This is a genomic window from Azospirillum thiophilum (genome assembly GCF_001305595.1).
Classification (GTDB): Bacteria; Pseudomonadota; Alphaproteobacteria; order Azospirillales; family Azospirillaceae; genus Azospirillum; species Azospirillum thiophilum.
In genome coordinates, this window is the sequence record NZ_CP012401.1 from 2,323,081 (window position 1) to 2,345,707 (window position 22,627).

Genomic DNA, 22,627 nt, shown 5'->3' on the forward strand with positions numbered 1-22,627 from the left:
TTCTCAGACCGGAACCTCTGCGTTCAGGGTGATGGCATAGGCGGTGGTCGAGGCCTTGGCATGCCTGCCGTTGCCGTCGACATTGGTCACCCGCCAGGAATTGAGATCGGCCGGGTAGGAGGCGGTCGGGAAGTTCTGGGCGTTGTCGACGAATGTCAGGCAGAAGCCGCCGCCGCAGACGAATTGGGATTTCGGAAGGACGGCGATCGAATCGCCGAATTCGGCGGGTTGCGTCTGGTTGGGGGTGAAGGTCGATGACACCGACAGGCCGTCCGGCAGGATCAGCCCGATCGCATAGGAGGTGAGGGTCGTGTCGCTCGCCTTGTTGATGTAATCGCAGCTTCGGGAAATCCATTCCGTGTAATAGCTGTTGCCTGGTGCCGGCGACGGATAGCTCGCATAGACCAGCTTGATCGAGCTGCTGCCTTCGGCGGTGCTCTTGGTGCCGCCCCCCACCAGCAGGCCCTGGACGGTCGCCCCCACCTCGTCGCCGCCCGACGCGGTGCTATGGCTGAAGCCGGGTTTGACGGTCACCGTCAGAAGCCGGTGGGGATCGTAGACGGCGAAGGCGTAGGCGGTCAGCGTTCCGGTCGCCGCCTCCCCGGAATCATGGCTCGCGGCGGACCAGGAGGAGATGTCGCCGTCGCTGTTCTGGTTGGGATAGGAACCCATCAGGAAGCTGTTGGAATGTTCCGACAGCGCGGCGCCGCCGCAGAGGATCCGTTCGCCCGCTTCGTTCGGCGCCACCGATACCGAGAAGGTCTTGTAAGGCTGGAGCGTCGCGGTCGCGTTCAGATAGGCCGGGTGGTTGAGGCTCTCGGCCAGCATGGCCAGCTGGACATATCGTTCCAGCGTCGACCGGGCCGCCGAGCCCTGCGGCAGCAGGCTGAAGAAGGTGACGGAGCTGTTCAGCGCCTGCACGGTCTGGGTCGAGCAGCTGTCGGCCCACGTCTCGAAGCTCGACGGGTCGCTGCAATCGATCGAGAAGCCTGCCGTGGCGCTGCCGCCGACGGTCGATGTGGTCTGTTCGACCGTCACCGTCGTCGATGTCGTCGTCACCGACTTGGCCGCCGAAGCGGTCGCGTTGATGCTGCTGCCGGCATTCTTGTAGCTGGCGCTGACCGAGGCATCGACGGCGGTCTTGTCGGTTTCGGTGTTGGTGTCGGCCTGGATGGCGATGAACAGGCTGCCGCCCAGCTTGACGCCGGTGATCAGATGGGTGCCCCACCGATCGGTGAAGGCCTTCGCCTGGGCTGAACTGGCGATGCCGTTCAACTCGCTCACCAGATCCGGCTTCAAGGCGCCGAGGATGTCGGCGCTGTCCTGATTGCGGAGCGAGGTGACGCCGCAGGATACGGTACAATAATAGCTTGCATTGAAGGACGTTGTTTTTGTGTATTTGCTGCTTGTGTAGGTGGTCTGCGCGTCGCCGCTGACTTTGGCGTACTCGAATTCCACGCCGAACGAATTGGTATAGGTGGTTTGAAGTGTCTGAGCCGTGTATTCGCTTTTGTAGGTCCCTTTGAACTCCTGGAAGGAATCCTTGGTGACGACGTCGTCCTGCGGTACATCGGCCGCGGTGCAGGATTTGGAATTGTAGAAGATATCGGCGGGCTGCTGGATCGTCAGGACATTGTAGGAGGAAAGGAGATATTCCTGCGGGGACGACATCTTATACTCTCCATATCAATTCGTTTATCGACTCTTCAGTGCCAAGCGCAGAAATTCGTCGAGGGAAATGAAAGCAACCAAAAATATCAATTATTCTGCATTTATGTCAACGAAATTGCCTCTAAAAGAAGAGTGAAGGCAACTCCTGTATCCGATTAGGATGTTTTTGCGGCCGGCATCTCCTGCCGGCCGCGGTCGAGGCGCCGATGGGCGTGTGCGCCGACCTGCCTGCCGAGGAGCGTCAGCGGAACAGGCCGGGCATGATCTGCACGATGATGCCGGAGGCCGACACGATCAGCACGGCGTCGTGCCCGGCGCGGACCCAGCGATGGCCGGGCGGGGGGCGGCGCAGATGGTGGGCGGCGGGCTTGGCGATGACGTGGCGCTGTGCGCGCCACTCCCTTGGCAGGCGCTGGCCGGCATGCCAGCCGCGGCCCTCCGGCGGGCCCGGCCGGAAGTCGGGCCGATGGGCGGGGTGAGGGGCGGGCCGGGGAGCGGGGCGGGGTGCCGGATTGTGGGCATTCGGACCATGGCCGTCCCGGTCGCGGCCGTCCCGGTCGTGGATCCGGTCCTGATGCTGTCCCTGATGGGGGCCGCCACGGTCGTCCGGCCCGGGCTGCCACCCCTGGGCCAGGGCGGGGGAGCCGGTCGCCGTGGTCAGGGCGATCATCGCGGCGGCCACGGCAAGCAGGGCTTTCTTCATGGACTGACATCCTCATCGGTCTGGTGCCGGCCGGCGGTGCCGGTGGGGCATCTCATGACGACAGGATGACGCGCGTCCATTGCCGGTCTGTGTCCGCCGGGCGGTCATTCGGTAACGGAGTGTATCCGCCGCCACTCCCGCGGCGGGCAGGGTCTCGGGGGACGGACAGAGATGCGGGGACGGAACGCCCGCCCGCCTGTTGTCGTCGGAAGACCTTACCGAAGGAGCAGTCCGATGGCAGACCGGAAGCCCGGCGACGGCCACATCCTGTCCAACGAACCCGACCGCGACATCGCCGACCCGCTGGAGGCGGCCAAGGAGGTGTCCGAGACCGGCAAGCCGATCACCCCCGACACCGAATCGGCCAAGCACATCGACCGTCCGGCGGAAAAGGGGCCAGGCGGGAAAGGCAAGGCCGGGAAGAAGAGCTGAGCAGGGCCGTTCCGCATCCTTTCCCCACCGGGGGAGAGGATGCGGCGGCTTTTCGCGGGTTACGCCGATGCCGGCGGAAGCATCTAGCGCAATTCCAGGCCGGCCTGTCGGAAGGCGCGGGCCAGCGCGTCGACGATGGCCGGATCGACCTCGCCGGTTCCATAATCGAGGTTCATCACGGCGTACCACGGCACACCGGCCTTGTTCGCCAGCATCCGTGTCGACCAGCCAAGGCGCAGCCGTGCCTCTTGGCACTGCGTCCCGGTCATGATGCGTCGACTCCACACGTCAGCGTTCGCTTTCGATCTCCGGACGGCGGGCGGTCACGATGACCAGACCCATCACAGTTCCGACGACCTCGATAACTTTGCAAGAAAACAGCGGTCTTGTCATGTGTCTGTTTGCTGCAAAGTGAGACGCGCAGCTTTTCCGGATTGTCATGGAGCGCGACTTGCCGGCATTTTCTGCAAATCGCACAAGATTGGCCGGTCAATCTATACGATCCTCCGCAGGATCATTGGGAGGACGAAGGAGTCTACGCGCGGGCAAGGCGCGCGGGCAAGGCGATCCGCCGGCCCGGCAGGCCGACCCTCCCGCGGGAAGCGCTTTCCCGCTCGAAGCTGCCGCCGCAGATTGCGGTCAGGCAAGCGCCTTGGCCAGCAGGACCAGATTGCGGTCGCCCTCGCGCCGGTAGATGGCGCGGTCCATCGTCTTCTTGACCAGGAAGACGCCGAGCCCGCCGACCCGGCGGTCTTCGACGGCGCTGGTCAGGTCGGGCGGCGGCGCCTCGTCGAAGGGATCGAAGGCGGCGGCGTCGTCCTCGACCTCCGCCCGCATCTCCACGGCATCCGACTCGAGCCGCACCCGGATCTCGTGCGGTCCGCTGTCGCCATAGCCGTAGGATACGGTGTTGGTGATCAACTCGTCGAAGCAGAGGTTGAACTTGAAGCCGAGACCGGGCGGCAGGTCGTAGCGCTCGATGAACTCGTCCACCGCGGCCGCCAGCCGTTCCAGTTCGGACAGCTCGTTGCGCAGGACCAGGTCCAGGCGGTTCGTCACGGTATCGTCCATCCGTTCCCCCATGCGCCGCCATCCTTCGATCGGTTGAGCCAGTGTCCCGTCACGCCGTCACGCCCGCCACCGCCCAGCGGCGCAAGGCCGTCAGGGCGATCCGTTCGACCTCGCTCCAGCCGAGCCCGCTTGCCATGTCGGCCAACGCCACCAGCCGGGCGCGGGCGCCTGTGTCGGACACCGGGGCGTTGCCGAGATCGGCCGTCAGCCCGGCGACCAGTCCGTAGAGCATGGTCGACAGGCTGTGCATCATCGGCGCGCAGTCCGGCGCGGTGAGCCGCGTGGCGAACAGATAGAGCTGGCCGACACCGCGCAGGCGGGCGGCGAAGCTGTCGGCGCTGCCCGCCATGTTTCCCCCAGCCAGGTTTCCCTGGGCGACCTCGCCGCGCAGCTCTTCCACCGACAGGCTGGCGAACCGGCCGGCGGCGGCGATGAACTCGGCCACCGCGTCCTGCGGCAGCCCGCCGGTGGCCTGCCCGCCGGTCTCGAACAGGCGCTGGGCCATCACGATCAGCTCCTCGATGTTGGCGAGGATGATGGCGACGCCGAAGCGGGCCAGCCCGTCGTTGCCGTCGGTGCAGGCGCGCAGGATCTGCGTCACCTTGCGGATGACCTGGACGGCGAACATCAGCATGGCGCTGCGGCTCTGCGCCAGCTCGGCCTCGGCCCCCAGCTCCTCCAGCGCATGCTGAAGCAGCTCCAGCCGCAGGAAGTCGAGCGACAGCATCTGGATGTCCGGATTGTCGCCGTCCATCAGCACCCGGTTCAGCTCGCCGGAATAGAGGAAGAAGCGGCCGGACAGGTCGAAGGCGATGCGCGCCGCCGACATCCTGGCCCGGTCGGCCGCCGGCGTGCCGGCCAGCGCGCGGTTCAGCGCGGCGAACAGCCGGACCAGCGGCATCCAGTCGCGCCGCTGGCTCGCCGGGGCGGCGCGCGGGGCGGGGGCGGCCGCCACGATCAGCTCGGTCAGGGGCTCGATCCCGGCTCCGAGCAGCAGCGACTGCCAGCGCTGCAACTCGCCGGCCGAGGTCGCCTGTTCGCCGCCGGCCTGCCAGTCCGCCAGCATGCCCAGCAGCTCTTCCAGCCTGCGCGCGTCGATCGGTTGGCCGGGGATGGCGCGCAGCGCCGTCTCCAGCGCCGCCAGCAGGGCGTTGCGGTCGAGCGGCGGGGCGATGTCCGGCAGCTCGGTGCCGAACAGGGTGAGCTCGGCGCTGGGGGCCGGCGCCTGCATGGTGCCGGCGACGGCCAGCGCGCGGCGCAGCGCGTCGGCGAACTCCCCGGCGCTGGCAAAGCGGTCGCCCGGCGTCTTGGCCAGCGCCTTCAGGATCAGGCCGTCGAAGGGCGGCGGCAGGTCCGGGTTGGCATGGGACGGCGGCGGCGGCTCGACGAACAGGATCTGCTGCATCACCGTGGCGACCGAGCCGGAGAAGGGCCGCCGCTGCGCCAGCAGGTAGTAGAGCACCACGCCGGCCGAGAACAGGTCGCTGCGCGGGTCGGCCTTCTCGCCGCGCAGAACCTCCGGCGCCATGTAGGCGGGGGTTCCCAGCAGGTCGCCGGCCTGGGTCAGGTCGGACGACGAGATCTGCGCGATGCCGAAATCGGCCAGCTTCGGCGTCAGGTCGTCCTCGACCACGATGTTGGCCGGCTTGATGTCGCGGTGGATGACGTTGCGGGCATGGGCGAAGGCCAGCGCGTCCAGCACCGCCGCCATCAGGGTGCCGCCCTGCTGGATCGACAGCGGCCGGTCGGCCTCCAGATACTGCTTCAGCTCCCGCCCGCGGATCAGCTCCATGGCGAGGTAGGGGGCGCCGCCCTGGGCCGCGTCCAGCGTGCCGTAGTCATGCACCCGCACGATGTTCGGATGGTCGAGCTTCAGGCCGATCTGCGCCTCGCGCGCGAAGCGGGTCAGCACGGCGTTGCGTTCCGCTGCGGCCAGCAGCTCGCCGCGCAGCAGCTTCAGCGCCACCGGCCGGCCGTCGCGCCCGTCGGTGGCGCGGTACACCACGCTCATGGCGCCCTGGCCAAGCACGCCCTCGACCCGGTAGGGGCCGATGGGGCCGGGGAGTGTCGCGGCTACAGCGCCGTCGGGCATCGGAAACTCTCCAGCAGGTTCTTGCCGAACGGGTTGTTCACGCTGTCGGCGCGCAGGGCGAAGACCGCCTTGCGCGTGCCCACCGTCACCGACAGGGTGAAGCGGTCGGGCTGCGGCGTGGACTCCAGCCTGCCGTCGGCGAGGAAATGGAACAGGGCCCAGGGGCCCTGGCGCGAAATGCCGGCCGGCTCGCCCGGCAGCGGCGGGCCGAAGCCGAGCCGCACGCTGCTGGTGCCTTCCGCACCCGGCCATTTCATCACCTGCGGCCGCGGCGGTCCATGCTGATAGATCAGCGTCTGGCCGTCGATGTCCAGCGCCACCTGCGTCGCCTTGGCGTCCAGCTCGACCGGGGTGATCTCGAACACCACCTTGGCGGCGGCGGCCCCGGCCGGGAACAGGCTGTCGCGGATGCGCGCCGCCCGCTCGAACTGGTCGAGCACGGCGGGCGGGATGCCCAGATCGACCTGATCCACCTTCTGCCAGGCCCAGGGGCTGACCGTCATGTCGACGAAGGGTCGCAGGTTGGTGTTGAAGAACTGGTCGATCATGCCGCCCGGCGCGAACAGCTTGGAGAAGTCGGCCGCCGTCACGTCGACCGGGCTGGTCGCCACCATCGGGAAGCGGTTGTCGAGCGCCGCCCGGCAGAAGGGCAGGACGGTCGACTGCCACGCCTTGTTGATCTGCGTCCGCGCGCCGCCGGCGCTGACGGTCGCCGCGCTCTGCGCCACGGTGGCGACCATGCCGCCGATCGGGTCGGGCAGGTCGCGGGCAAGAGTGCGCAGCTGTGCCGCCACCGCACCCTTGTCGCCGCCGCCGGCCAGCCCGGCCAGCAGCGCGCCGTTCTGGTCGGGCGCGTTGGCGGCCCGGGCGATCTGCTGGTACAGCTCGCCCAGCAGCTTCAGCGACTCGTCCAGCCTGGGCGGCGCCCCGCCTTCGCCCTGCACGAGGTCGCGCAGCGCCTTGAAATGGTCGTTGATCGGCTGGCCCGGCGGCGGGCCTGCGGGCTGGAGCGAGACGCCGGCCAGCCGCGCCAGATAGGCGGCGTTGGTGCCGGTGGACTCGACCGCCCTCTCCCCCGCCTGCGCCTGCTGGGCGATCCCGGCCAGCGGCCCTCCCGCGACCGGACCTTTTCCGTCCGTGGCCGGCTTGTCGTTGGGGCCGGGGGCCAGCGTCGTCTCGCGCACCATGGCGGTCAGCCACAGCTTCAGCGGCGATTGCGGGCCGGATAGCGTGTTCAGCACGTCGGCCGCCTGGTTCAGGCTGCGCAGCGGCACCACCACCACGTCGCCCAGCAGCTCGTCCCACTGGCGGGCGTAGCGGTCGAGATAGACGGCCAGGATGCCCTTCTCCAGCCGCTGGGCGCTGGCGACCGCCTGCGGGCCGCTGCTCGGCTGGCCCAGCACCCAATTCTCGTCGACCAGCGCCTTGGCGACCTTGGGCAGCGCCGGCAGCACAGCCTTGTGGAAGCCGTCATAGCTGTAGAGGCCGGGAACGCCCTCGGACAGCGGCTTGCCCGACGGTCGGATCAGCACGCGGCCGGCCAGCGGCCCGGCATGGTCGACCAGCCGCCAGTCGGCCAGGCCCTGGATCTCCGGCCGGTCGCGCAGGATGGCGAAGCCGCGTTCGGCCAGCGGGTAGCGGGTCAGGCTCTGCCGCGCCTCCTCGACCAGCCCCTCGTCCAACGGCAGGGAGGAGAGCGGGGTGGCGAGCATCGCGTCCAGATGGGTGCGCAGGTCGCGCCGCACACCGTCATAGGCCGGGCCGGGCAGCGAGGCCATCCAGTCCAGCGCCATCCACTCCGACACCAGCGCCTTGTCGAGCGGCCCCTTGCCGGCCAGCATCAGATAGACCTTGAGCGCCTGGAACAGATATTCGGGCCGGCCGCGCTCGCGGCGCAGCTGCTCCTCCATCCGCAGGAAGACGCGCGGCAGCAGGATGGTGCGCAGCGCCCGGCCATAGACCGTCTCGCCTTGCCGGCCCAGCCGGCCGCCCTGGTAGAGCCCGCCGGTCATCTCCAGCGGCGGCTCTTCGGCCGTGCCGGCGGGGATGGCGCGCAGCGTGTTCAGCGGCGGGACGATGGTGATGAAGTCGGTGTCGTCGATCCTGGTCAGCGAGCGCGGCGCGGTCGCCAGCGGCTCCAGCTCGGCCTGCGCCCTGGCTGCGGCGGCGTCGACCCCGGCGACCAGCGCCGCGTTGCCGGTGAAGCTGTTGGCCCAGAAGGCCGCGACCCCCAGCCCGGCCAGCAGCATGGCCAGCATGGCGGCGCCGCGCAGCATCCGCCGCCGCCGTTCCAGCCCGCTGTCGGTGCCGACCAGCCCGGCCTCGGCGAACACCACCTCGCGCAGCGTGCGGTTCAGGAAGAAGCTGCGCCCGCCGCTGCCGGCCGCCAGCACCGGCCGCTCCAGCCCGAAGGAACCGGCGACCATCTCCGACAGGCGGTCCACCGGGGCGCCGTCCTGTGTGCCGCTGGTCAGGTAGACGCCGCGCAGCAGCGGCCGTTCCTCGTAGCGGTTGGGCTCGAAGATGACGGTCAGCAGGTCGGCGATGGCGGGTTTCAGCCCGGCGATCTGGGCCGGGAACAGGGCGTCGAGCGAGCGGCGCTGGATGTCGGATTCGCCATGCACGCGGTCCAGCACCCGCCGGGCGATGCGCGCGGTCAGCGCGTCGAACTCGGCGGCGAAGCGGTAGACCGGGGCGTCGTCGCCCTTCCGGCCGTCATCGAGCGGGAAGGTGACGCCCCAGACCTGTTCGCGCTCCTCCCGGCTCAGATCCTCGAAGAACTCGGCGAAGCCGGCGATCAGGTCGGCCTTGGTCAGCAGCACATAGACCGGCACCCGCGACCCGACCTGTCCGCGCAGCTCCTTCAGCCGCAGCTTCAGCTGCTCGGCGTGGCCCCTGCGCTCATGCTCGCTCCAGCCCGCGAGGTCGGCGAGGCTGACCGCCAGCAGGATGCCGTTGACCGGCTGGCGCGGGCGGTGGCGCTTCAGCAGGCCGATGAAGTTCTTCCACACCTTGCCATCGATGGCCGGCTGGCTGTCCTGGGTGATGTAGCGGCCGGCGGTGTCGATCAGCACCGCCTCGTCGGTGAACCACCAGTCGCAGTTGCGGGTGCCGCCGACGTCGCGCAGCGCCGCCCGCCCCATCTCCGCCGCCAGCGGGAAGCGCAGGCCGGAATTGGCCAGCGCCGTCGTCTTGCCGGCCCCCGGCGCGCCGATCAGCAGGTACCAGGGCAGCTGATAGAGGTAGCGCTGGCCCCATTTGCCGCCGAAGCGCGCCTGGCGCAGCTGCTCCAGCGCCTCGCGCAGGCGGCTGCGCAGCAGGTCGGTCTCCTGGCCGACCGCGTCGGCGTCCGCATCGCCCTTGGCGGCGGGCGTCGCCTTGGCGAGCGCCTGCACCATGCGGTCGTTGGCGCTGCGGTGGCGGTAGAGCGACCACTGCATCGCCAGCGCCCAGACCAGCAGGATGGCGAAGGCCACCGCCAGCCGGACCGTCGGGTCGGCCAGCGGAAAGGCGCCGGATACGGCGACCAGCGGCCCCAGGAACCAGACCAGCCCGCCGAGGCAGAGCGCGGCGACCAGCGTCAGGAACCAGCGGGAGATCAGGGCGGTCAGGATCGTCTTCAGCATCGGTCAGGGCGCCAGCACGATGTCGACGCGCCGGTTGGCCTGGCGGCCCTCCGCCGTCGTGTTGGGGGCGATCGGGTCGGTGTCGCCGCGCCCTTCGGCGCTGAGCCGGCTGCCGCCGTCCTTGCCGCCGTCCTTTCCGGCATCGGCGCCCAGCACCTCGCTCATCAGCCGCTGGACCGTGGCGGCCCGCGCCTCCGACAGCTCCTGGTTGGAAGGGTAGCGCAGCGAGCGGATGGCGACGCTGTCGGTGTTGCCGATGACGCTGATGCGGCCCGGCTCCCTGCGCATCGCCTCGGCGACATGTTTGAAAACCTCGACATAGCGCGGCTCGATCCGGTCGCTGCCGGACGCGAAGACGTTGAGCCGGGTGCGCACGGTGGCCCGTCCGTCGCTGCCGCCGCTGACCTCGACCAGCCCGGCCCGGATGTCGGCGGCCAGCGCCCCGGCGATGCGCTCGGCCAGGGTCTGTTTCGGCGGCGGGGTTGGCAGGGTGGCCGGCGGCTCGATCCGGGCGATCTGCACCGGCCGGTCGGGGATCAGCCCGGCCAGCCGGCGATGGGCGCCGTCGGACTGGTCGGCCAGCGCGAAGACGAACCAGGAATAGAGCGCGGCCAGCAGCACCGCGATCAGCAGGGCCGGCAGCCACAGCGGCACCGTGGCCGCCAGCGGGCGGAAACCGTCGGCTTGGCCGCGCCAATGGGGCGACAGGTCGCGCTCCGCCTCGCCGCGCTGCTTGCGGATGACCCGGTAGAGCCGGTCGCGCAGCTTCGCCAGCTCGCTGTAGCCGCGCTGGGTGACCCGGTACTTGCCCTCGAACCCGAGCGAGAGGCACAGATAGAACAGTTCCAGTTCCTGCAGGTGGCGGTCGGGCGCCTCGGCCATCTGGTCGAGCAGGTCGAAGAAGCGCTCGCCGCCCCAGGTTTCCTTCTGGATGGTCGACACCAGGCTCTTGTGCGCCCACAGGCTCTGGCTGCCCCAGGAGGTCGCCAGCACCACGTCGTCGACGGTCGCGCACAGCGCGTAGCCGGCGTTGCGGATTTGGGTGGCGGCCAGGCCGGCGCGCACGGTCGCCGCCTCGAACCGCTGCATCTCGGCGATCACCCGCTCGCGCAGGGACTCGACGTCGCGATGCTGGCCCAGTTCGCGCACCCGCACCACCATCGCCAGGATCGGCGCGGCGGCGGTGACCAGCGGGTTGTCGCTGACCGCGGACAACGCCGCCAGCGTGCCGTCGTCGAGCGGCCGGTAGCCGGGGGCGAGGGGAGCGAAGGGCGCCGGCGCCGGGGCTGGCTGCACCGCCGGCCTCGGCTGGGCCTGCTGCCCGAAGGCGGCGGGCGCGAAGGCCTGCTGCCCGAAGGCGGCGGGCGCGGCGGACACGCCGCTCTGCCCGAAGGCCGGCGGCACCAGCCCGGCCGAGCCGGTGGAGAAGGGCGGCGCAGCCGGCGCGGCTCCAGGGGCAGGGGCGGCCGGGCGCTGGAACGCCATCGGCTGCATCACCGTGGCGTCGATGTCGTCCGGCTCCTCGAACGGGTTCTTGTCGGGCGGCGGCCGGACGCTCATGACGCCCCCTTCACGATCAGGTTGTGCGTGGCCGCGGGCGGCTGGCCGGCCGCGTTCGGCGCGCTCTCCGATTTGGGGGTTTCGGCCTTCGGGGCGGCGGCCTTCGGGGCAGCGGCGTCGGCCTTCGGATCCGTCTTCGCCTCCTCTTCCGCCGCCCCGGCTTCCGCATCGTCGGACTCGCCCTCGCCGCGCGGGGTGAGGGTGACGGTGCTGGCGGTGGCGGTCAGCAGGAAGCGGTTCGCCTTGTTCGGCTCGATGGTCCCCAAGGCACGCCAGCCCGCTTCCTCATAGGCGCGGAAGGCCGCGGCGACGGCCAGGGTCTTCACCTCCGGCTTGGGCTGGACGGTCACGGTCTGGCGGCTGTCCGGCGGCACCGCCAGCTCCTGCCGGTCGAGCAGGGTGGGGCCGAGCGTCGCCTTGTCCTGGTCGATGATCTGGAAGAAGTCGGCATTGGTGAAGGCGTCGCTCGGGCCGAGCTGGTAGAGCCGCAGCATCACCGGCGACGGCCGGCCGTTGGGGTCGGGGTTCAGCGCCTTGGCGCCGACGACGGTCAGCTGGATGGTGGTCGGCGGCGGTGGGGGCGGCGGCGCCGAGGAGCAGGCGGCCAGCGCCAGCGCTGCGGCGAGGGAGCCGGCGGCCCACGTCGTCGACCGGACCCGGGGCGACCCCGTCCGGATCCGCGTGCAGCCGGCATTCCTGAACATCACCACACCTTTCCCCTTATACGATCGGGTATAGCAGGGCACGAACGGATGGTCATCCTTAACCAAAGGCGCCGCGGTGACAATTCCTCGACCGCCGGCTGGAGAGGTTGAACGCCGGGCGGCGGCGGGACAGACTCGGGTTCCGGGGATGGTCCGCAACGCCGTGGCGAATGGAATAAAGCGGGTTCGCGCGCTGTTCGCCCTTCCGGTCCCCGCCGGTCCGGTTTCCGCCGTTCCGGTTTCAGGTCGATACTCGACGCCCGTTGGACAATTGACGAAGGTGCCCCCGCCATGCCCACGCTTTGGACCCGGATGAAAGCCGAACTGGGCGACAGCGACGCGCAGTTCCGTCTGGCCGAATCGCTGCGGCCGGTCGATGTCGCGGCGGCGGTGCCCTGGTACCGGCGCGCGGCGCGCCAGGGCCATGTCGCCGCCCAGACCATGCTGGCCTTCCTGCTCGCCAACGGCATCGGCGTGCCGCCCGACCCGCGCCGCGCCGTCTCCTGGTACCGCCGCGCCGCCGCTCACGGCGATGTCGGCGCGCAGAACAACCTGGGCTACATGCACGAACAGGGCGCGGGGGTGCCCTGCGACCCGGCCAAGGCGGCGCTGTGGTACCGGCTGGCCGCCCTGCAGCATTCGGCCGCCGCCCAGGTCAACCTCGCCCTGCTGCTGCTCGACGGCCGCGGGGTCGACCGCGACGAGGTGGAGGCCGTGCATTGGCTGCGCCAGGCGGCGGCACAGGGCCACCCGGCGGCGCAGGTCAGGCTCGGCCTGTGCCTGCGCGAGGGCGTCGGCACCGACCGCGACACCGACGAAGCCGCCCGCTGGCTCCAGGCTGCCGCGCTGCGCGGCGACCGCGAGGCGATGGCCGCGCTGGCCGCGCTCAACCGGGCCAGCCCCGACCAGGACAGTCTTGACCAGGACGGCCTTGACCAAGGCGACCATGCCGCGGCGGAGGACGAGGAGGAGGCGTTCGACTGGCGGCATCAGGCGGAGCGGCGTTCCATGGAACGCGCCCACGCCGATTGGCTGCCACCGGGCTGACGGCGGCTCATCCGATCACGCCCAGCCTGCGCCAGACCGGCAGGCTGTTGCGCATGCACCAGTCCATGCTGTCGGCGATGGCCTGCCGGCCGGCGCCCTCGGCATTCTCCGGGGCGGCCAGCCGCCGCATCGCGTGGGCGACCAGCGCCTCCAGCTCTTCCGGCACGCCCTGGGCGAGCCCGTCATACAGCAGCGCCTCCACCGTGCTGACATGCAGGCCGGCCCCGCCGACCGAGGCGGCGAAGGCGCTGCTCTTGCGCCCCTCGCTGGTGGCGAGTTCGTTGGCGACGGTCCGGTTGTGGGCCAGCACGCCCGGCAGTGGCATCACCGTCTCCGGCGGGTTCGGCACCGGCAGCGCTTGGGCGGAGCCGGTCAGCATGCCGGCGATCTCGACCGCCGACAGGTTGCCGCCGGCCTGCCGGACCTCCGGCAGCTCCATCAGCTCGCCGATGCGGCGCGGCCCCTCGGCCAGCGCGTCGAAGATCGGCTCGTAATGCTTGGCCTCCAGCGTCGCCTCGCCCAGCGGCACCTGGATGGTGGTGCGGGCGTCGCCGCGCGGGACGATCAACGCCATCGCCATGTCCATCAGCAGGGCATCGCGCTGGGCAACGCTGATGCGCCGCGCGCCGCGGACGAAGACGTCGCGGCGGAAGGGGCGGCCGACGCAATAGTCCTTGAAGGTCTCGCGCAGGCTGGGCACGCCGATGGCGTCCAGCGCCTTGCGCTGGTCCGGCGTCAGCGACAGGTCGGGATAGTTCTCGAACAGGGTGGCGGAGCCGGCATAGGTCAGCTTCGCCTCGCCCAGTTCGCGGGCGACGTCCACATGGTAGAGCGGCTGCCAGCTGCCGTTCAGGTACTCGTGCGCCAGATAGACCGACTGCTCGGCGTCGTTCTTGGACTTGGTCTCGCCGCGCAGCTTGCCGAACATCGCCTCGTCGCCGAGGATCTTGGCGCCGGCCTTGAAGAGCTGTTCGGCGAAGTCGAGGCCGGCCTTGACCTGCCGGTCGCTGCGGTCGTGGATCAGGCCGGAATATTCGTACAGCAGCCGCTGGAGCGGCATCATCGGCGCCCAGCCCGGCATGGCGTTGTAGCTGACATAGACCAGCCCGCCCGGCTTCAGCTTCTTCGCCAGGAAGCGCGCGATGGCGCCGCGGTTCATCGGGCTGACCCAGCTGTAGACGCCGTGCAGCGTGACGAAGTCGAACTGCGGCAGTTCCGGCCCCTCGCCGTCGGCCAGCTCGGCGAAGCTCGCCTCGTGGAATGCGATGTTGGTCAGCCCGGCGGCCTCGGCGGCGTCGCGGGCGCGGGCGATGTGGGCGGGGTGGAAGTCCACCGCGTGGAAACGCCCCTGCGGGTTGGCCGCGGCGAACAGCGCGACCGTGGTCCCGTGGCCGCAGCCGAGCTCGCAATAATCGAACCCGCCCGCCGTCGAGGGCGGGGCGATGCCGTTGATCAGGCAGCTCAGCGTCAGATGCGCCGGACCCTGTTCACGGTAGAAGCCCGGCAGATATTCGATGTCCGACACATAGCCGGCACTCCAGTCGCTCATTGGGTCCTCGTCCTTCTACGGAGTGCGGGGTGCGCGGTGCCCCCTCCCTCCCGCTCTTGCGAGCGGGTCCCTCCCTCCCCCCGCTCTCGGTGGACCGAAGGTCCGTCCGACGCGGGAGAGGGAAGACTTGCCCCCTCTCCCGCCCAGCGGGGGAGGGTTGGGGAGGGGGCACCGCGCCCGCACGCCTCACAAATCCTGCATCGGAAACACCGCGTCCGACCGCTCGACCGGGCTCGGCGCGTGCAGCACCCAGCCGTTCCAGCCGAGCCGCGCGCCGCCGCGGTCGTCCTCGCCCTCGGCCAGACGCGCCGCCGGCACCTCGGCCGCAACCAGCGTCACCTGGAGCTCGAAATCCAGCTCCGGCCCGACATAGATGCGGACCAGATCCTGCAGCTTCCGGAACTCGCGGCCTTCCGGCATGAAGTCGCGGAACTGGGCGCGGTCGAGCGGGCCGATGCGCAGGCGGAACTTGCCCTGGACGTCCCAGGCGCGGTCGCCGGCCAGCGCATCGATGCCCAGCCGGCAATGCAGCCCGTCCGGTTCGGACAGGCTGGGCAGGCGGGTCTGCCCGTCCGGCGCGATCGGCAGCCAGCCGCCGACGAAGCTCTCCACCGTCACCGGCCGGCCGAGGAAGTCCGACAGCATCTCCTGCAGGTCGGCGGCCGAGCGGGGACCGCGCGACAGCAGGCCGGAATAATGGAGCAGCGTCGAGTCCTCGACCGCCAGCCGTTTGGCGAGCGACGGCTGGCCGATACCGACGAAGCTGCCGATCGCGGTGCTGACCGGGTCGGGCTCGCGCCCGCCCTGTCCGCGCTCGAACGACACCGGCAGCCGGTACTTCGCCCAGGCGCGGTAGAACAGCGAGAAGCTGCGGTGGTGGAAGATGTCGAAGAAGTCGCGCAGCGCCCGGTTCCGCTCGCGCAAGCTGCGGATCATCTGCTCGGTGTAATGCTGCGGCAGCACGCCCAGCGGGCCGACCAGCCCGAGGAAGGCGCCGACCAGCGTCGGTGGCCGGCCGTCGGCTGCCGCCTCCGCCGCCGCCACCTGGTTGCCCGGGAAGGTCAGCGAGGTTTCGGCGCGCAGGCGCACGACCTCCTCGCGCGGGTCATGGTCGTGGCCCACGGCATGGCGGCGCGCGGTCCGCGGATCGCGCGCGTCGCGCCGGGCCTGCCATTCCAGCACCCGCACCGCCTGGAAGAAATCGAAGCGGTGGGGGGTGCGGAACAGCCGGTCGATCACAGAAGCGGGCGGTTGCCGGCGCGGGCGGGCCATGTGCGGAGCACTCCGGTGCGGCCCTTGACCGTAGCGGTCAGCCGCGTGAAGGAATTGATCGAGCAGTACAGCCCCAGGAAATGGTCGAGGATCATCGCCAGCAGGAACATGCCGCTGCCGCTGAAGCGCTGCGGGTCGAATTCGATGCCGACGTCGATGCCGCGGCAGATGGCGTCGCCCCAGGCGACGTCGTCGGGACGCGAGGGCGCCCGCGCGGTGCCCCGCTTGGTCGCCACCTTGACGATGCCGTCGGCGATGCCGCGCGTCTCGGCGGAATTGCGGAAATCGTAGAGGCGCAGGATCTCGCGCAGCGCCTCCGTCCCCTCCTGTCCGCCGCTGATCGACAGATGGTTCAGCAGCAGGTGGGAGACGAGGCGCCAGCGATGGCCCTTGCGCTCGGCGATGCGCAGCGTCGGGGTCGGCGGCGTCAGGCAGGCGACGCCGGCCACCGCCGCCATGCCTTCCGTCAGCTTCAGGTGCGGATGGCCGCCGCCATAGGGCAGCTGTCCGGGCAGGTCGCGGTTCAGGCAGGTGGTCTCGACCGACAGCACCGACTCCGCCGGGCTGGACGGGTCGAAATCGAGGTCGACCAGCGCCAGATGCACCTCGGTGCCGGGGTCGCGCCCGCCGGCCGGGCGGCGGCTGGCGGTGTAGTAGGTGCGGGTGACCGCCTCCGCCCCGCCGTGGCGCAGGCCGTAGAAGGGCAGGAAGCGCCGCTGCGTGCCGTCCGGGTCGGTCGCCAGCACGCCGTCGACCGAATGGACCTCCAGCGCGCCGGGACGCCGCGCGTCGGGGACGACGCGGTGCTCGTGCTGGGTCTGGGTCAGCGCCACCGGTTCGGCCCGCTGGCGGAACAGGTTGACCACCGGGGTGCAGCCCAGCGCGAAATTGTCCTTCGACACCGCGCGCTCCAGGTCGCCGTCGGTGCTGTTGAGGTAGATGAACACCTCCAGCGTGTTGCCGGCGCGGCGCAGCACCTTCGGCGAGATGTCGAGGTCGAAGAACAGGAACTTCTCGGGGAAGGCGAAATATTCGGTCAGCAGCCGGTAGCCACCATGCGAGCGGGCGGGGTAGGGCAGCATGCCCTCCTCGTCGCCGAAGCCGACCGGGCGGATGGCGCCGCTGCCCAGGATGACCGCCTTCTCGTCGCGCGGATCGTCGGCCAGCGCCACCGAGACGGCGTTGTTGAAGATCAGCTCGTGCAGGGCATAGACCTGCTGCGGCTGGCCGCGCAGGAAGAAGCGCAGGGTGTGCGGCCCCAGCTCGGTGAAGGACATGTCCGGCACGCGGCAGCGCAGGGTCAGCCGCAGGGCCGCCACCGCGTCGGCCGCCCGCGGGTTGGGCGGCGCCACCAGCGGCCGGCCGGCCAGCACCGCCTGGTCCAGCTCGATCGGCCACAGCGTCGCCGGATAGACGGTGCGGAAGCGGCAGGTTTCCCCGCGCAGCGCCTCGGTCTCCAGCTCGGTCCCCTTCGCCACGATGTGCGAGCCGGTCAGGTCCGGACTGCTCTTCATCTGCACCACCGCCATCGACGGGATCGGCGCCAGATAATGCGGGTAGAGCACGTCGAGCAGCGTGTCGACCAGCTCCGGATACTCGTCGTCCAGCTTGCGGCTGATGCGGGCGTTCAGGAAGGCGACGCCCTCCAGCAGCCGGGCGACATGCGGATCCTCCACCGCGTCGGCGCTGAGCCGCAGCCGGCCGGCGATCTTCGGATGCGCCTCCGAGAACTCCGCCGCCATGCGGCGCAGATAGGTCAGCTCGCGGTTGTAGTATGGGAGGAGTTCGTCAGCCACGGCTCTTGCTCGTCACGGTGACCATGTTGGAGGTGGGATCGACCACCGAATCGAAGACCATCGGTTCGGGTGCCGGGTCGGCATGGATCAGCGCCTCGATCCGGAAGCGCAGGGTGCGGTCGGCCGGATCGCTGTTGTCGACCATGGTCACGGCCAGATGGGCGAAGCGCGGTTCCCAGCGCCGGATCGCCGCCTCGATCTTCGCCACCACCTCGCGCCGCCGCGATTCGGTGGCGACATTCTCCACCAGCAGGTCGTGGCAGCCATAGCCGAGGATCGAGTCCGCCAGCTCCGTCAGGTCGTCCGGCCAGCCCAGCACCCGCCGCCGGGTGTTCAGCAGGTTCTCCAGATCCCGCCGGATCGCGGCCCGCAGATGCGCGACCGTGTGCGGCCGCGGCGCCACATGCTCCGGCGTGTCGTCGAGCAGGCGGTCGAGGACCGACAGGGTGATGGACTGGTTGCTATCCATGGGGTGGCTTTCCTATGGGTGGCCTCGCGGCCCCCTCCCTGACCCTCCCCCGCGATCGGACCGACCTTCGGTCGGCCGAGGCGGGAGAGGGGACTGCCGCCGAACTCCCGCAAAGCTCCTGCCCCCTCCACCGCCAAAGGCGGGGGAGGGATGGGGAGGGGGCCGGTGGCAGGGACCTCACACCGTGCCCGAGAACTCCAGCGTCCCCAGCTGCAGCATCGGCACGCTCTCATCGCCGACCAGGAAGCAGCGCTGGCCGGTGCCGCGGACGGGGGCGTCGGGGTCGTCCGACCATTCCGTCACCCGGCCCAGCTTCACCGCCGTTTCGGCGTCGGCCGGGGCGCCGCCGTAGAGCGTCGGCAGATAGACCTCGCCGTCGGGACCGCCGCGCACCACCATGTGGGCCGGGCGCCACAGCAGGTCGCGCGGCCGTTCGGGCGCGCGGAACTCGACCAGCTCCACCGTCTCGGTGGCGATCCAGAAATACTTGCCGGTGCTGGTGTAGACCTCGAAGAAGCCGCCGGTCAGGTCGTCCAGGTCGCGGAAATCCTCGAAGGCGAGGCCGTCATGGCTGCCGGACATCGGCGGCCGCAGCTCCTCGGCCTGGGCCAGCTTGGCCACCGCGTCGGCAACCTCGCCGGCGCGCAGCGCGACCAGCGCTTCCAGATGCAGGCGCAGATGGTCGGCCGGCTGGTCGATGAATTCCGGCAGGCGGCCGTCGGCGAACAGCTGGCGCCGGGCCTGCTCGGCCCGCACCAGCTGGCGGAACAGCGCCATGGTGATGGCGACCTTCGGCTCCTGCAGGCCGATGGTGTCGAGCTGGAGGTCGGCGCGCTCCAGGTTGCCGGCGAAGCTCAGCAGCTCGGCCAGGAAGACGCGGCGGTCGAGATCGGTCGGGTTCTTCTTGATCTCGCCGTTCAGCGTGGTGATCGCCTCGTCGAGGCGGCCCGCCTGGAACAGTTGCGCTGCGGTTTCGCTCATGATCGGTGTCTCTCCCTGGATGGAGCGGCTGAACGGGTCAGGCGGCCCCGCCGGTTTGTGCCAGTTCGGTCACCAGCTTGAAGGTCGAGAAGACCTGGTCGAGCTGGAAATGCGGCCGTAGATGGATGATGCACTGGTAGTTGCCGGGCTTTCCCGGGATGGCGCGGACCTGGATGCTGCCCTCGCGCAGCGGATAGCGCGCCTTCTGGTCCTGGCTGGCGTCGTCGTTGCCCAGGCAATAGCCGTGCAGCCAGCTCTGCAGGTCGCGCTCGCATTGCTCCGGCGTGACGAAGGCGCCGATGCGGTCGCGCACCATCACCTTCAGGAAATGGGCGAAGCGCGCCACGCAGAACATGTAGCGCAGCATGGCCGACAGCCGGGCGTTGGCGGTCGCCGTCGTGTTGGTGAACTGGCCGACCCGCTGCACCGACTGGTTGCCGTAGAACACCAGATAGGGGGTGTCCTTGCAGCGGCTGACCGGGATGAATCCCAGCTCGTCGAGGTCGCGTTCCAACTGGTCGGAGATCGAGACCTCGACCGAGAATTTCTGCGCAACCTTCGCCTCGTCGGTGGCGAAGTCCGGCACCACCAGCTCGGTCACCAGCCCGCCGCTCACCACGTCGCGCTGGGCGCCGCGGATATCGGCGAACCAGCCATGCTGGAGGAAGGAGCGGATCAGCACGGTGCCGAAGGCATAGACCGCGTTGCCCCAGCAATGGTCCTCCAGCCGCAGCCCGCCGCGCCCGGCGACCAGCCGGTCGCGCTCGCTGTCCCACAGCTCCAGCGATTCCTCGCGGAAGCGGAAGCCGTGGCGGGCCTGCGGGTCGTCGCCATAGGGCTCGCGCATCAGCACGCGCGGCAATGCCACGCCGACGAAGCGCGAATCCTCGGTTTCCTGGAAACGTTGCCAGCGCTGGTATTCGGCCTGCCGCAGCACCGTCTTCATGTCCAGCGGCAGGCCCAGCTCGTGGAAGGTCTCCAGCCCGAACAGCTCCGGCGCCGCGCCGACGATGGCGGGGGCGAAGGCGGCGGCGGCGACCTGCGCCAGCCCCTTCAGGCCGGACACGTCGTCGGTCGGCCGTTCCTTGGTCGAACGGTGCTGGACGGCATAGTCGCACAGCAGCACGCCGTAGGGGCGGCCGCCGGGCATGCCGAACTCGTCGCTGTAGACCTTGTTGAACAGCTGGCTCTGGTCGAATTCGATGGCACGTTCCTGGTCGCGGCACAGCTCCGGCCAGGTCAGGTTCAGCAGCCGCAGCTCCACCGTCTCGGCGGACTGCGCCTGCTTCACCAGCGTTCGCACCCCGCGCCACGAGCCTTCCAGCGACTGGAAGCGCTTGTGGTGCAGGATGGCGTTGACCTGGTCCGACAGCAGCGCGTCGATCGCCGCGATGTCACGGTCGAGCGCGGCGCGCAGCCGGTCCAGGCTGTCATACACGGGAAGCGTGATGCCGAACCACAGGCGGAGCGCGTCGCCCGGCCCCTTCGCCGCCAGGAAGGCGTCGAGGAGGCCGGAATCGTCGCGGCCGAGCGCCATGTCGACCGCCCGCAGGCGCAACGGCCGTTCAAGGACCGTCGCGTCGGCGTCGTCATGCAGATCGGCCGCTGCTCCACCCATGCGCGCGCGTCCCCGCCCTTATCAGCCGGCCTGCGGGATGCGGGCGACCATGCGCATGGAGGTGGTCAGCTCCTCCATCTGCAGCCACGGGCGCATCCAGGCGACGGCGTTGTAGGAGCCGGGCTTGCCCGGGATCTCCTTCACCTGCACCGACGCCTCGGCCAGCGGGTACTTCGCCTTCATCTCCTGGCCGGCGGCCTCGTTGCCGTTGACGTAGTTCAGGATCCAGCGGTTCAGCCACGCCTCGCAGTCGCTCGCCTCCATGAAGGAGCCGATCTTGTCGCGGCCCATGATCTTCAGGTAGTGGGCGAAGCGCGAGGTCGCCATGATGTAGGGCAGGCGGGCGGAGATCGCGGCGTTCGCGGTCGCCTCCGGCCGGTCGTACTTCTTGGCCTTCTGCGCGGTCTGGGCACCGAAGAAGACGGCGTAGTCCTGGTTCTTGTAGTGGCAGAGCGGCAGGAAGCCCAGCTTCGACAGCTCGGCCTCGCGGCGGTCGGTGATGCCGATCTCGGTCGGGCACTTGGCGTCGCTGTCGCCGTCGTCCGAGGTGAAGGTGTGGAAGGGCAGGTTCTCGACCTTGCCGCCGCCCTCGGCGCCACGGATGGCGGTGCACCAGCCATATTGCGAGAAGGCGTTGGTCAGGCGCTGGCCCATCGCGTAGGACGAGTTCATCCAGCAATAGTCGTTGTGGTGCATCGGCCGGGCGACGCCGCCCTCGTACGGGGCCTCCTCGTACTCGAACTCCTCGATCGGCTTGGTGTTGGCGCCGTAGGGCATGCGGGCCAGCACGCGCGGCATGGTCAGCGTGACGAAGCGGCTGTCGTCGCTCTCACGGAAGCTGCGCCACTTGGTGTACTCGACGCTGTCGAAGATCTTCTCCAGGTCGCGCGGCTTCGACAGCTCGGTCATGTCCTCGAAGCCGAACAGCTTCGGGCTGGCGGCCGAGATGAAGGGCGCGAAGGCGGCGGCCGCGACGTTGGAGACGCCGGTCAGCAGCTCCATGTCGTCGGGATGGTTGGTGAACTCGTAGTCGCCGATCAGCGCGCCGTACGGCTCGCCGCCGGCGATGCCGAACTCGTTCTCGTAGATCTTCTTGAACAGGTGGCTCTGGTCGAACTCGACCGCCTTGGAGATGTCCTTGTACAGGTCCTTCTTCGGGCAGTTCATGACGCGGATCTTGAGGTTCGCCCCCGTCTCCGAGTTCATGACCAGATAGTTCAGGCCGCGCCACGATCCTTCCAGCTTCTGGAACTTCTCGTGGTGCATGATCGCGTTGAGCTGCTTGCTGATCTTGGCGTCGATCGCGGCGATCGCCTTGTTGATCGTCTGGCCCAGGTTCTTGTTGAAGGTGACCGTGCCGGCCAGCGCTTCCTGGGTCAGGGTGCGCAGCAGCTCCTGCGCACGGTCCGGCTCGGTCTGCTTGGTGGCGGCGATGGCCTGGTCGAGGATCGAGAGGCCGGTACCTTCGGCAACGGCGCCGGTGGCGCCTGCGCCCTGGGCTTGAGCGTCGCTCATCGGATCAACCCTCCTTCTTCTCGGTGCCCAGCTCGCCGCTCAGGGCAGCCAGCTCGTCGGTGTTCTGCAGCACGCGCTCCAGCAGCCCTTCCAGCTCTTCCGAGCGGTCGGCCTTGCTCAGCAGGTCGCGCAGCTGGTTGCGGGTCTCCAGAAGCTTGCGCAGCGGCTCGACCTGCTGGACGACGCGGCCCGGCTCGAAATCCTCCATCGACTTGAAGGCGAGGTCGACCGACAGCTGGGTGCCGTCTTCGGCCAGCGTGTTGTCGACCTTCATCTTCAGGCCGGGCGTCATGCGGGCCATGACGTCGTTGAAGTTGTCGCGGTCGACCTGGATGAACTTGCGGTCCTTCAGCGGCTTCAGCGCCTCGGTCGGATCGCCCGAGAAGTCGCCGAGCACGCCCACGACGAAGGGCAGCTCCTTGACGACGGTCGCACCTTCGGTCTCGACGTCGTAGGTGATGTGGACGCGGGGCTTGCGCACGCGATCCAGCTTCTGGTGGATACTCGCCATGTGATCGGAC

18 protein-coding genes are annotated in these 22,627 nt (G+C 69.8%); 2 read left to right on the forward strand and 16 right to left on the reverse strand.

The window, feature by feature from the left end; genetic code table 11:
• Window positions 1-3: 3 nt before the first annotated feature.
• Together AL072_RS10760 and AL072_RS10765 are read right to left on the reverse strand one after the other, a co-directional pair.
• Window positions 4-1,671 (reverse strand): MAC/perforin domain-containing protein, encoded by a 1,668-nt coding sequence (locus tag AL072_RS10760; protein WP_045580339.1) that lies wholly within the window; start codon window positions 1,669-1,671, stop codon window positions 4-6.
• Between the two features lie 241 nt (window positions 1,672-1,912).
• Window positions 1,913-2,374: an RcnB family protein gene (locus tag AL072_RS10765; RefSeq protein WP_052709868.1), complete on the reverse strand. Its 462-nt coding sequence runs from the start codon at window positions 2,372-2,374 to the stop codon at window positions 1,913-1,915.
• Between the two features lie 234 nt (window positions 2,375-2,608).
• On the opposite strand from AL072_RS10765, the gene AL072_RS10770 reads away from it, so the two are divergent.
• Window positions 2,609-2,806: a hypothetical protein gene (locus AL072_RS10770; RefSeq protein ID WP_045580338.1), complete on the forward strand. Its 198-nt coding sequence runs from the start codon at window positions 2,609-2,611 to the stop codon at window positions 2,804-2,806.
• Between the two features lie 83 nt (window positions 2,807-2,889).
• Here the strand turns inward: AL072_RS10770 and AL072_RS34295 are convergent, their stop codons facing one another.
• The 6 genes from AL072_RS34295 to tssJ form a co-directional block, all read right to left on the reverse strand.
• Window positions 2,890-3,075, reverse strand: a complete 186-nt coding sequence (locus AL072_RS34295; protein ID WP_144428193.1) for a hypothetical protein — start codon at window positions 3,073-3,075, stop codon at window positions 2,890-2,892.
• A 370-nt stretch (window positions 3,076-3,445) separates the two neighbouring features.
• Window positions 3,446-3,865, reverse strand: a complete 420-nt coding sequence (locus tag AL072_RS10775) for an ATP-binding protein (protein ID WP_158511059.1) — start codon at window positions 3,863-3,865, stop codon at window positions 3,446-3,448.
• Between the two features lie 61 nt (window positions 3,866-3,926).
• A complete protein-coding gene (locus tag AL072_RS10780) occupies window positions 3,927-5,969 on the reverse strand; it encodes a serine/threonine-protein kinase (RefSeq protein ID WP_045580337.1) in 2,043 nt (680 codons plus the stop codon).
• Window positions 5,951-9,595, reverse strand: coding sequence for a type VI secretion system membrane subunit TssM (tssM, locus tag AL072_RS10785; protein ID WP_045580336.1), 3,645 nt, complete (start codon window positions 9,593-9,595; stop codon window positions 5,951-5,953). The genes AL072_RS10780 and tssM overlap by 19 nt, the downstream gene beginning before the upstream one ends.
• Before the next feature lie 3 nt (window positions 9,596-9,598).
• Window positions 9,599-11,155 (reverse strand): type IVB secretion system protein IcmH/DotU, encoded by a 1,557-nt coding sequence (gene icmH / locus AL072_RS10790; protein ID WP_045580335.1) that lies wholly within the window; start codon window positions 11,153-11,155, stop codon window positions 9,599-9,601.
• A complete protein-coding gene (gene tssJ / locus AL072_RS10795) occupies window positions 11,152-11,859 on the reverse strand; it encodes a type VI secretion system lipoprotein TssJ (protein WP_045580334.1) in 708 nt (235 codons plus the stop codon). The genes icmH and tssJ overlap by 4 nt, the downstream gene beginning before the upstream one ends.
• A gap of 291 nt (window positions 11,860-12,150) precedes the next feature.
• Here tssJ and AL072_RS10800 point away from each other — a divergent pair, with 291 nt between their 5' ends.
• Window positions 12,151-12,906: a tetratricopeptide repeat protein gene (locus AL072_RS10800; RefSeq protein ID WP_045580333.1), complete on the forward strand. Its 756-nt coding sequence runs from the start codon at window positions 12,151-12,153 to the stop codon at window positions 12,904-12,906.
• A gap of 7 nt (window positions 12,907-12,913) precedes the next feature.
• Here the strand turns inward: AL072_RS10800 and AL072_RS10805 are convergent, their stop codons facing one another.
• From AL072_RS10805 to tssB, 8 genes are all read right to left on the reverse strand, one after another.
• Window positions 12,914-14,455 carry a methyltransferase regulatory domain-containing protein gene (locus AL072_RS10805; protein ID WP_045580332.1) on the reverse strand — a complete coding sequence of 514 codons (1,542 nt, stop codon included), beginning with the start codon at window positions 14,453-14,455 and terminating at the stop codon, window positions 12,914-12,916.
• Window positions 14,456-14,641: 186 nt separating this feature from the next.
• Window positions 14,642-15,727: a type VI secretion system baseplate subunit TssG gene (tssG, locus tag AL072_RS10810; RefSeq protein WP_045580331.1), complete on the reverse strand. Its 1,086-nt coding sequence runs from the start codon at window positions 15,725-15,727 to the stop codon at window positions 14,642-14,644.
• Complete coding sequence (gene tssF, locus AL072_RS10815) at window positions 15,691-17,523, reverse strand: type VI secretion system baseplate subunit TssF (protein ID WP_045580330.1); 1,833 nt, start codon at window positions 17,521-17,523, stop codon at window positions 15,691-15,693. Before tssF ends, tssG begins: the two co-directional genes overlap by 37 nt.
• The gene (gene tssE / locus AL072_RS10820; protein ID WP_045580329.1) at window positions 17,516-17,992 is read right to left on the reverse strand and encodes a type VI secretion system baseplate subunit TssE; all 477 of its coding nucleotides are present in this window, start codon (window positions 17,990-17,992) and stop codon (window positions 17,516-17,518) included. Before tssE ends, tssF begins: the two co-directional genes overlap by 8 nt.
• A gap of 177 nt (window positions 17,993-18,169) precedes the next feature.
• Window positions 18,170-18,973 (reverse strand): type VI secretion system accessory protein TagJ, encoded by an 804-nt coding sequence (locus AL072_RS10825; RefSeq protein ID WP_045580328.1) that lies wholly within the window; start codon window positions 18,971-18,973, stop codon window positions 18,170-18,172.
• 37 nt (window positions 18,974-19,010) lie between these two features.
• Window positions 19,011-20,591: a type VI secretion system contractile sheath large subunit gene (gene tssC / locus AL072_RS10830; RefSeq protein ID WP_052709866.1), complete on the reverse strand. Its 1,581-nt coding sequence runs from the start codon at window positions 20,589-20,591 to the stop codon at window positions 19,011-19,013.
• 21 nt (window positions 20,592-20,612) lie between these two features.
• Complete coding sequence (gene tssC, locus AL072_RS10835) at window positions 20,613-22,106, reverse strand: type VI secretion system contractile sheath large subunit (protein ID WP_045580327.1); 1,494 nt, start codon at window positions 22,104-22,106, stop codon at window positions 20,613-20,615.
• A gap of 4 nt (window positions 22,107-22,110) precedes the next feature.
• Entirely contained in the window at window positions 22,111-22,617 is a 507-nt protein-coding gene (gene tssB, locus AL072_RS10840) for a type VI secretion system contractile sheath small subunit (RefSeq protein WP_045580326.1), read from the reverse strand.
• Window positions 22,618-22,627 lie beyond the last annotated feature (10 nt).

Coding starts and splice junctions, on each gene's coding strand:
- AL072_RS10760 (WP_045580339.1), bottom strand. CDS start 1,671: ATGTCGTCCCCGCAGGAATATCTCCTTTCCTCCTACAATGTCCTGACG.
- AL072_RS10765 (WP_052709868.1), bottom strand. CDS start 2,374: ATGAAGAAAGCCCTGCTTGCCGTGGCCGCCGCGATGATCGCCCTGACC.
- AL072_RS10770 (WP_045580338.1), top strand. CDS start 2,609: ATGGCAGACCGGAAGCCCGGCGACGGCCACATCCTGTCCAACGAACCC.
- AL072_RS34295 (WP_144428193.1), bottom strand. CDS start 3,075: ATGACCGGGACGCAGTGCCAAGAGGCACGGCTGCGCCTTGGCTGGTCG.
- AL072_RS10780 (WP_045580337.1), bottom strand. CDS start 5,969: ATGCCCGACGGCGCTGTAGCCGCGACACTCCCCGGCCCCATCGGCCCC.
- tssM (WP_045580336.1), bottom strand. CDS start 9,595: ATGCTGAAGACGATCCTGACCGCCCTGATCTCCCGCTGGTTCCTGACG.
- icmH (WP_045580335.1), bottom strand. CDS start 11,155: ATGAGCGTCCGGCCGCCGCCCGACAAGAACCCGTTCGAGGAGCCGGAC.
- tssJ (WP_045580334.1), bottom strand. CDS start 11,859: ATGTTCAGGAATGCCGGCTGCACGCGGATCCGGACGGGGTCGCCCCGG.
- AL072_RS10800 (WP_045580333.1), top strand. CDS start 12,151: ATGCCCACGCTTTGGACCCGGATGAAAGCCGAACTGGGCGACAGCGAC.
- AL072_RS10805 (WP_045580332.1), bottom strand. CDS start 14,455: ATGAGCGACTGGAGTGCCGGCTATGTGTCGGACATCGAATATCTGCCG.
- tssG (WP_045580331.1), bottom strand. CDS start 15,727: ATGGCCCGCCCGCGCCGGCAACCGCCCGCTTCTGTGATCGACCGGCTG.
- tssE (WP_045580329.1), bottom strand. CDS start 17,992: ATGGATAGCAACCAGTCCATCACCCTGTCGGTCCTCGACCGCCTGCTC.
- AL072_RS10825 (WP_045580328.1), bottom strand. CDS start 18,973: ATGAGCGAAACCGCAGCGCAACTGTTCCAGGCGGGCCGCCTCGACGAG.
- tssC (WP_052709866.1), bottom strand. CDS start 20,591: ATGGGTGGAGCAGCGGCCGATCTGCATGACGACGCCGACGCGACGGTC.
- tssC (WP_045580327.1), bottom strand. CDS start 22,106: ATGAGCGACGCTCAAGCCCAGGGCGCAGGCGCCACCGGCGCCGTTGCC.
- tssB (WP_045580326.1), bottom strand. CDS start 22,617: ATGGCGAGTATCCACCAGAAGCTGGATCGCGTGCGCAAGCCCCGCGTC.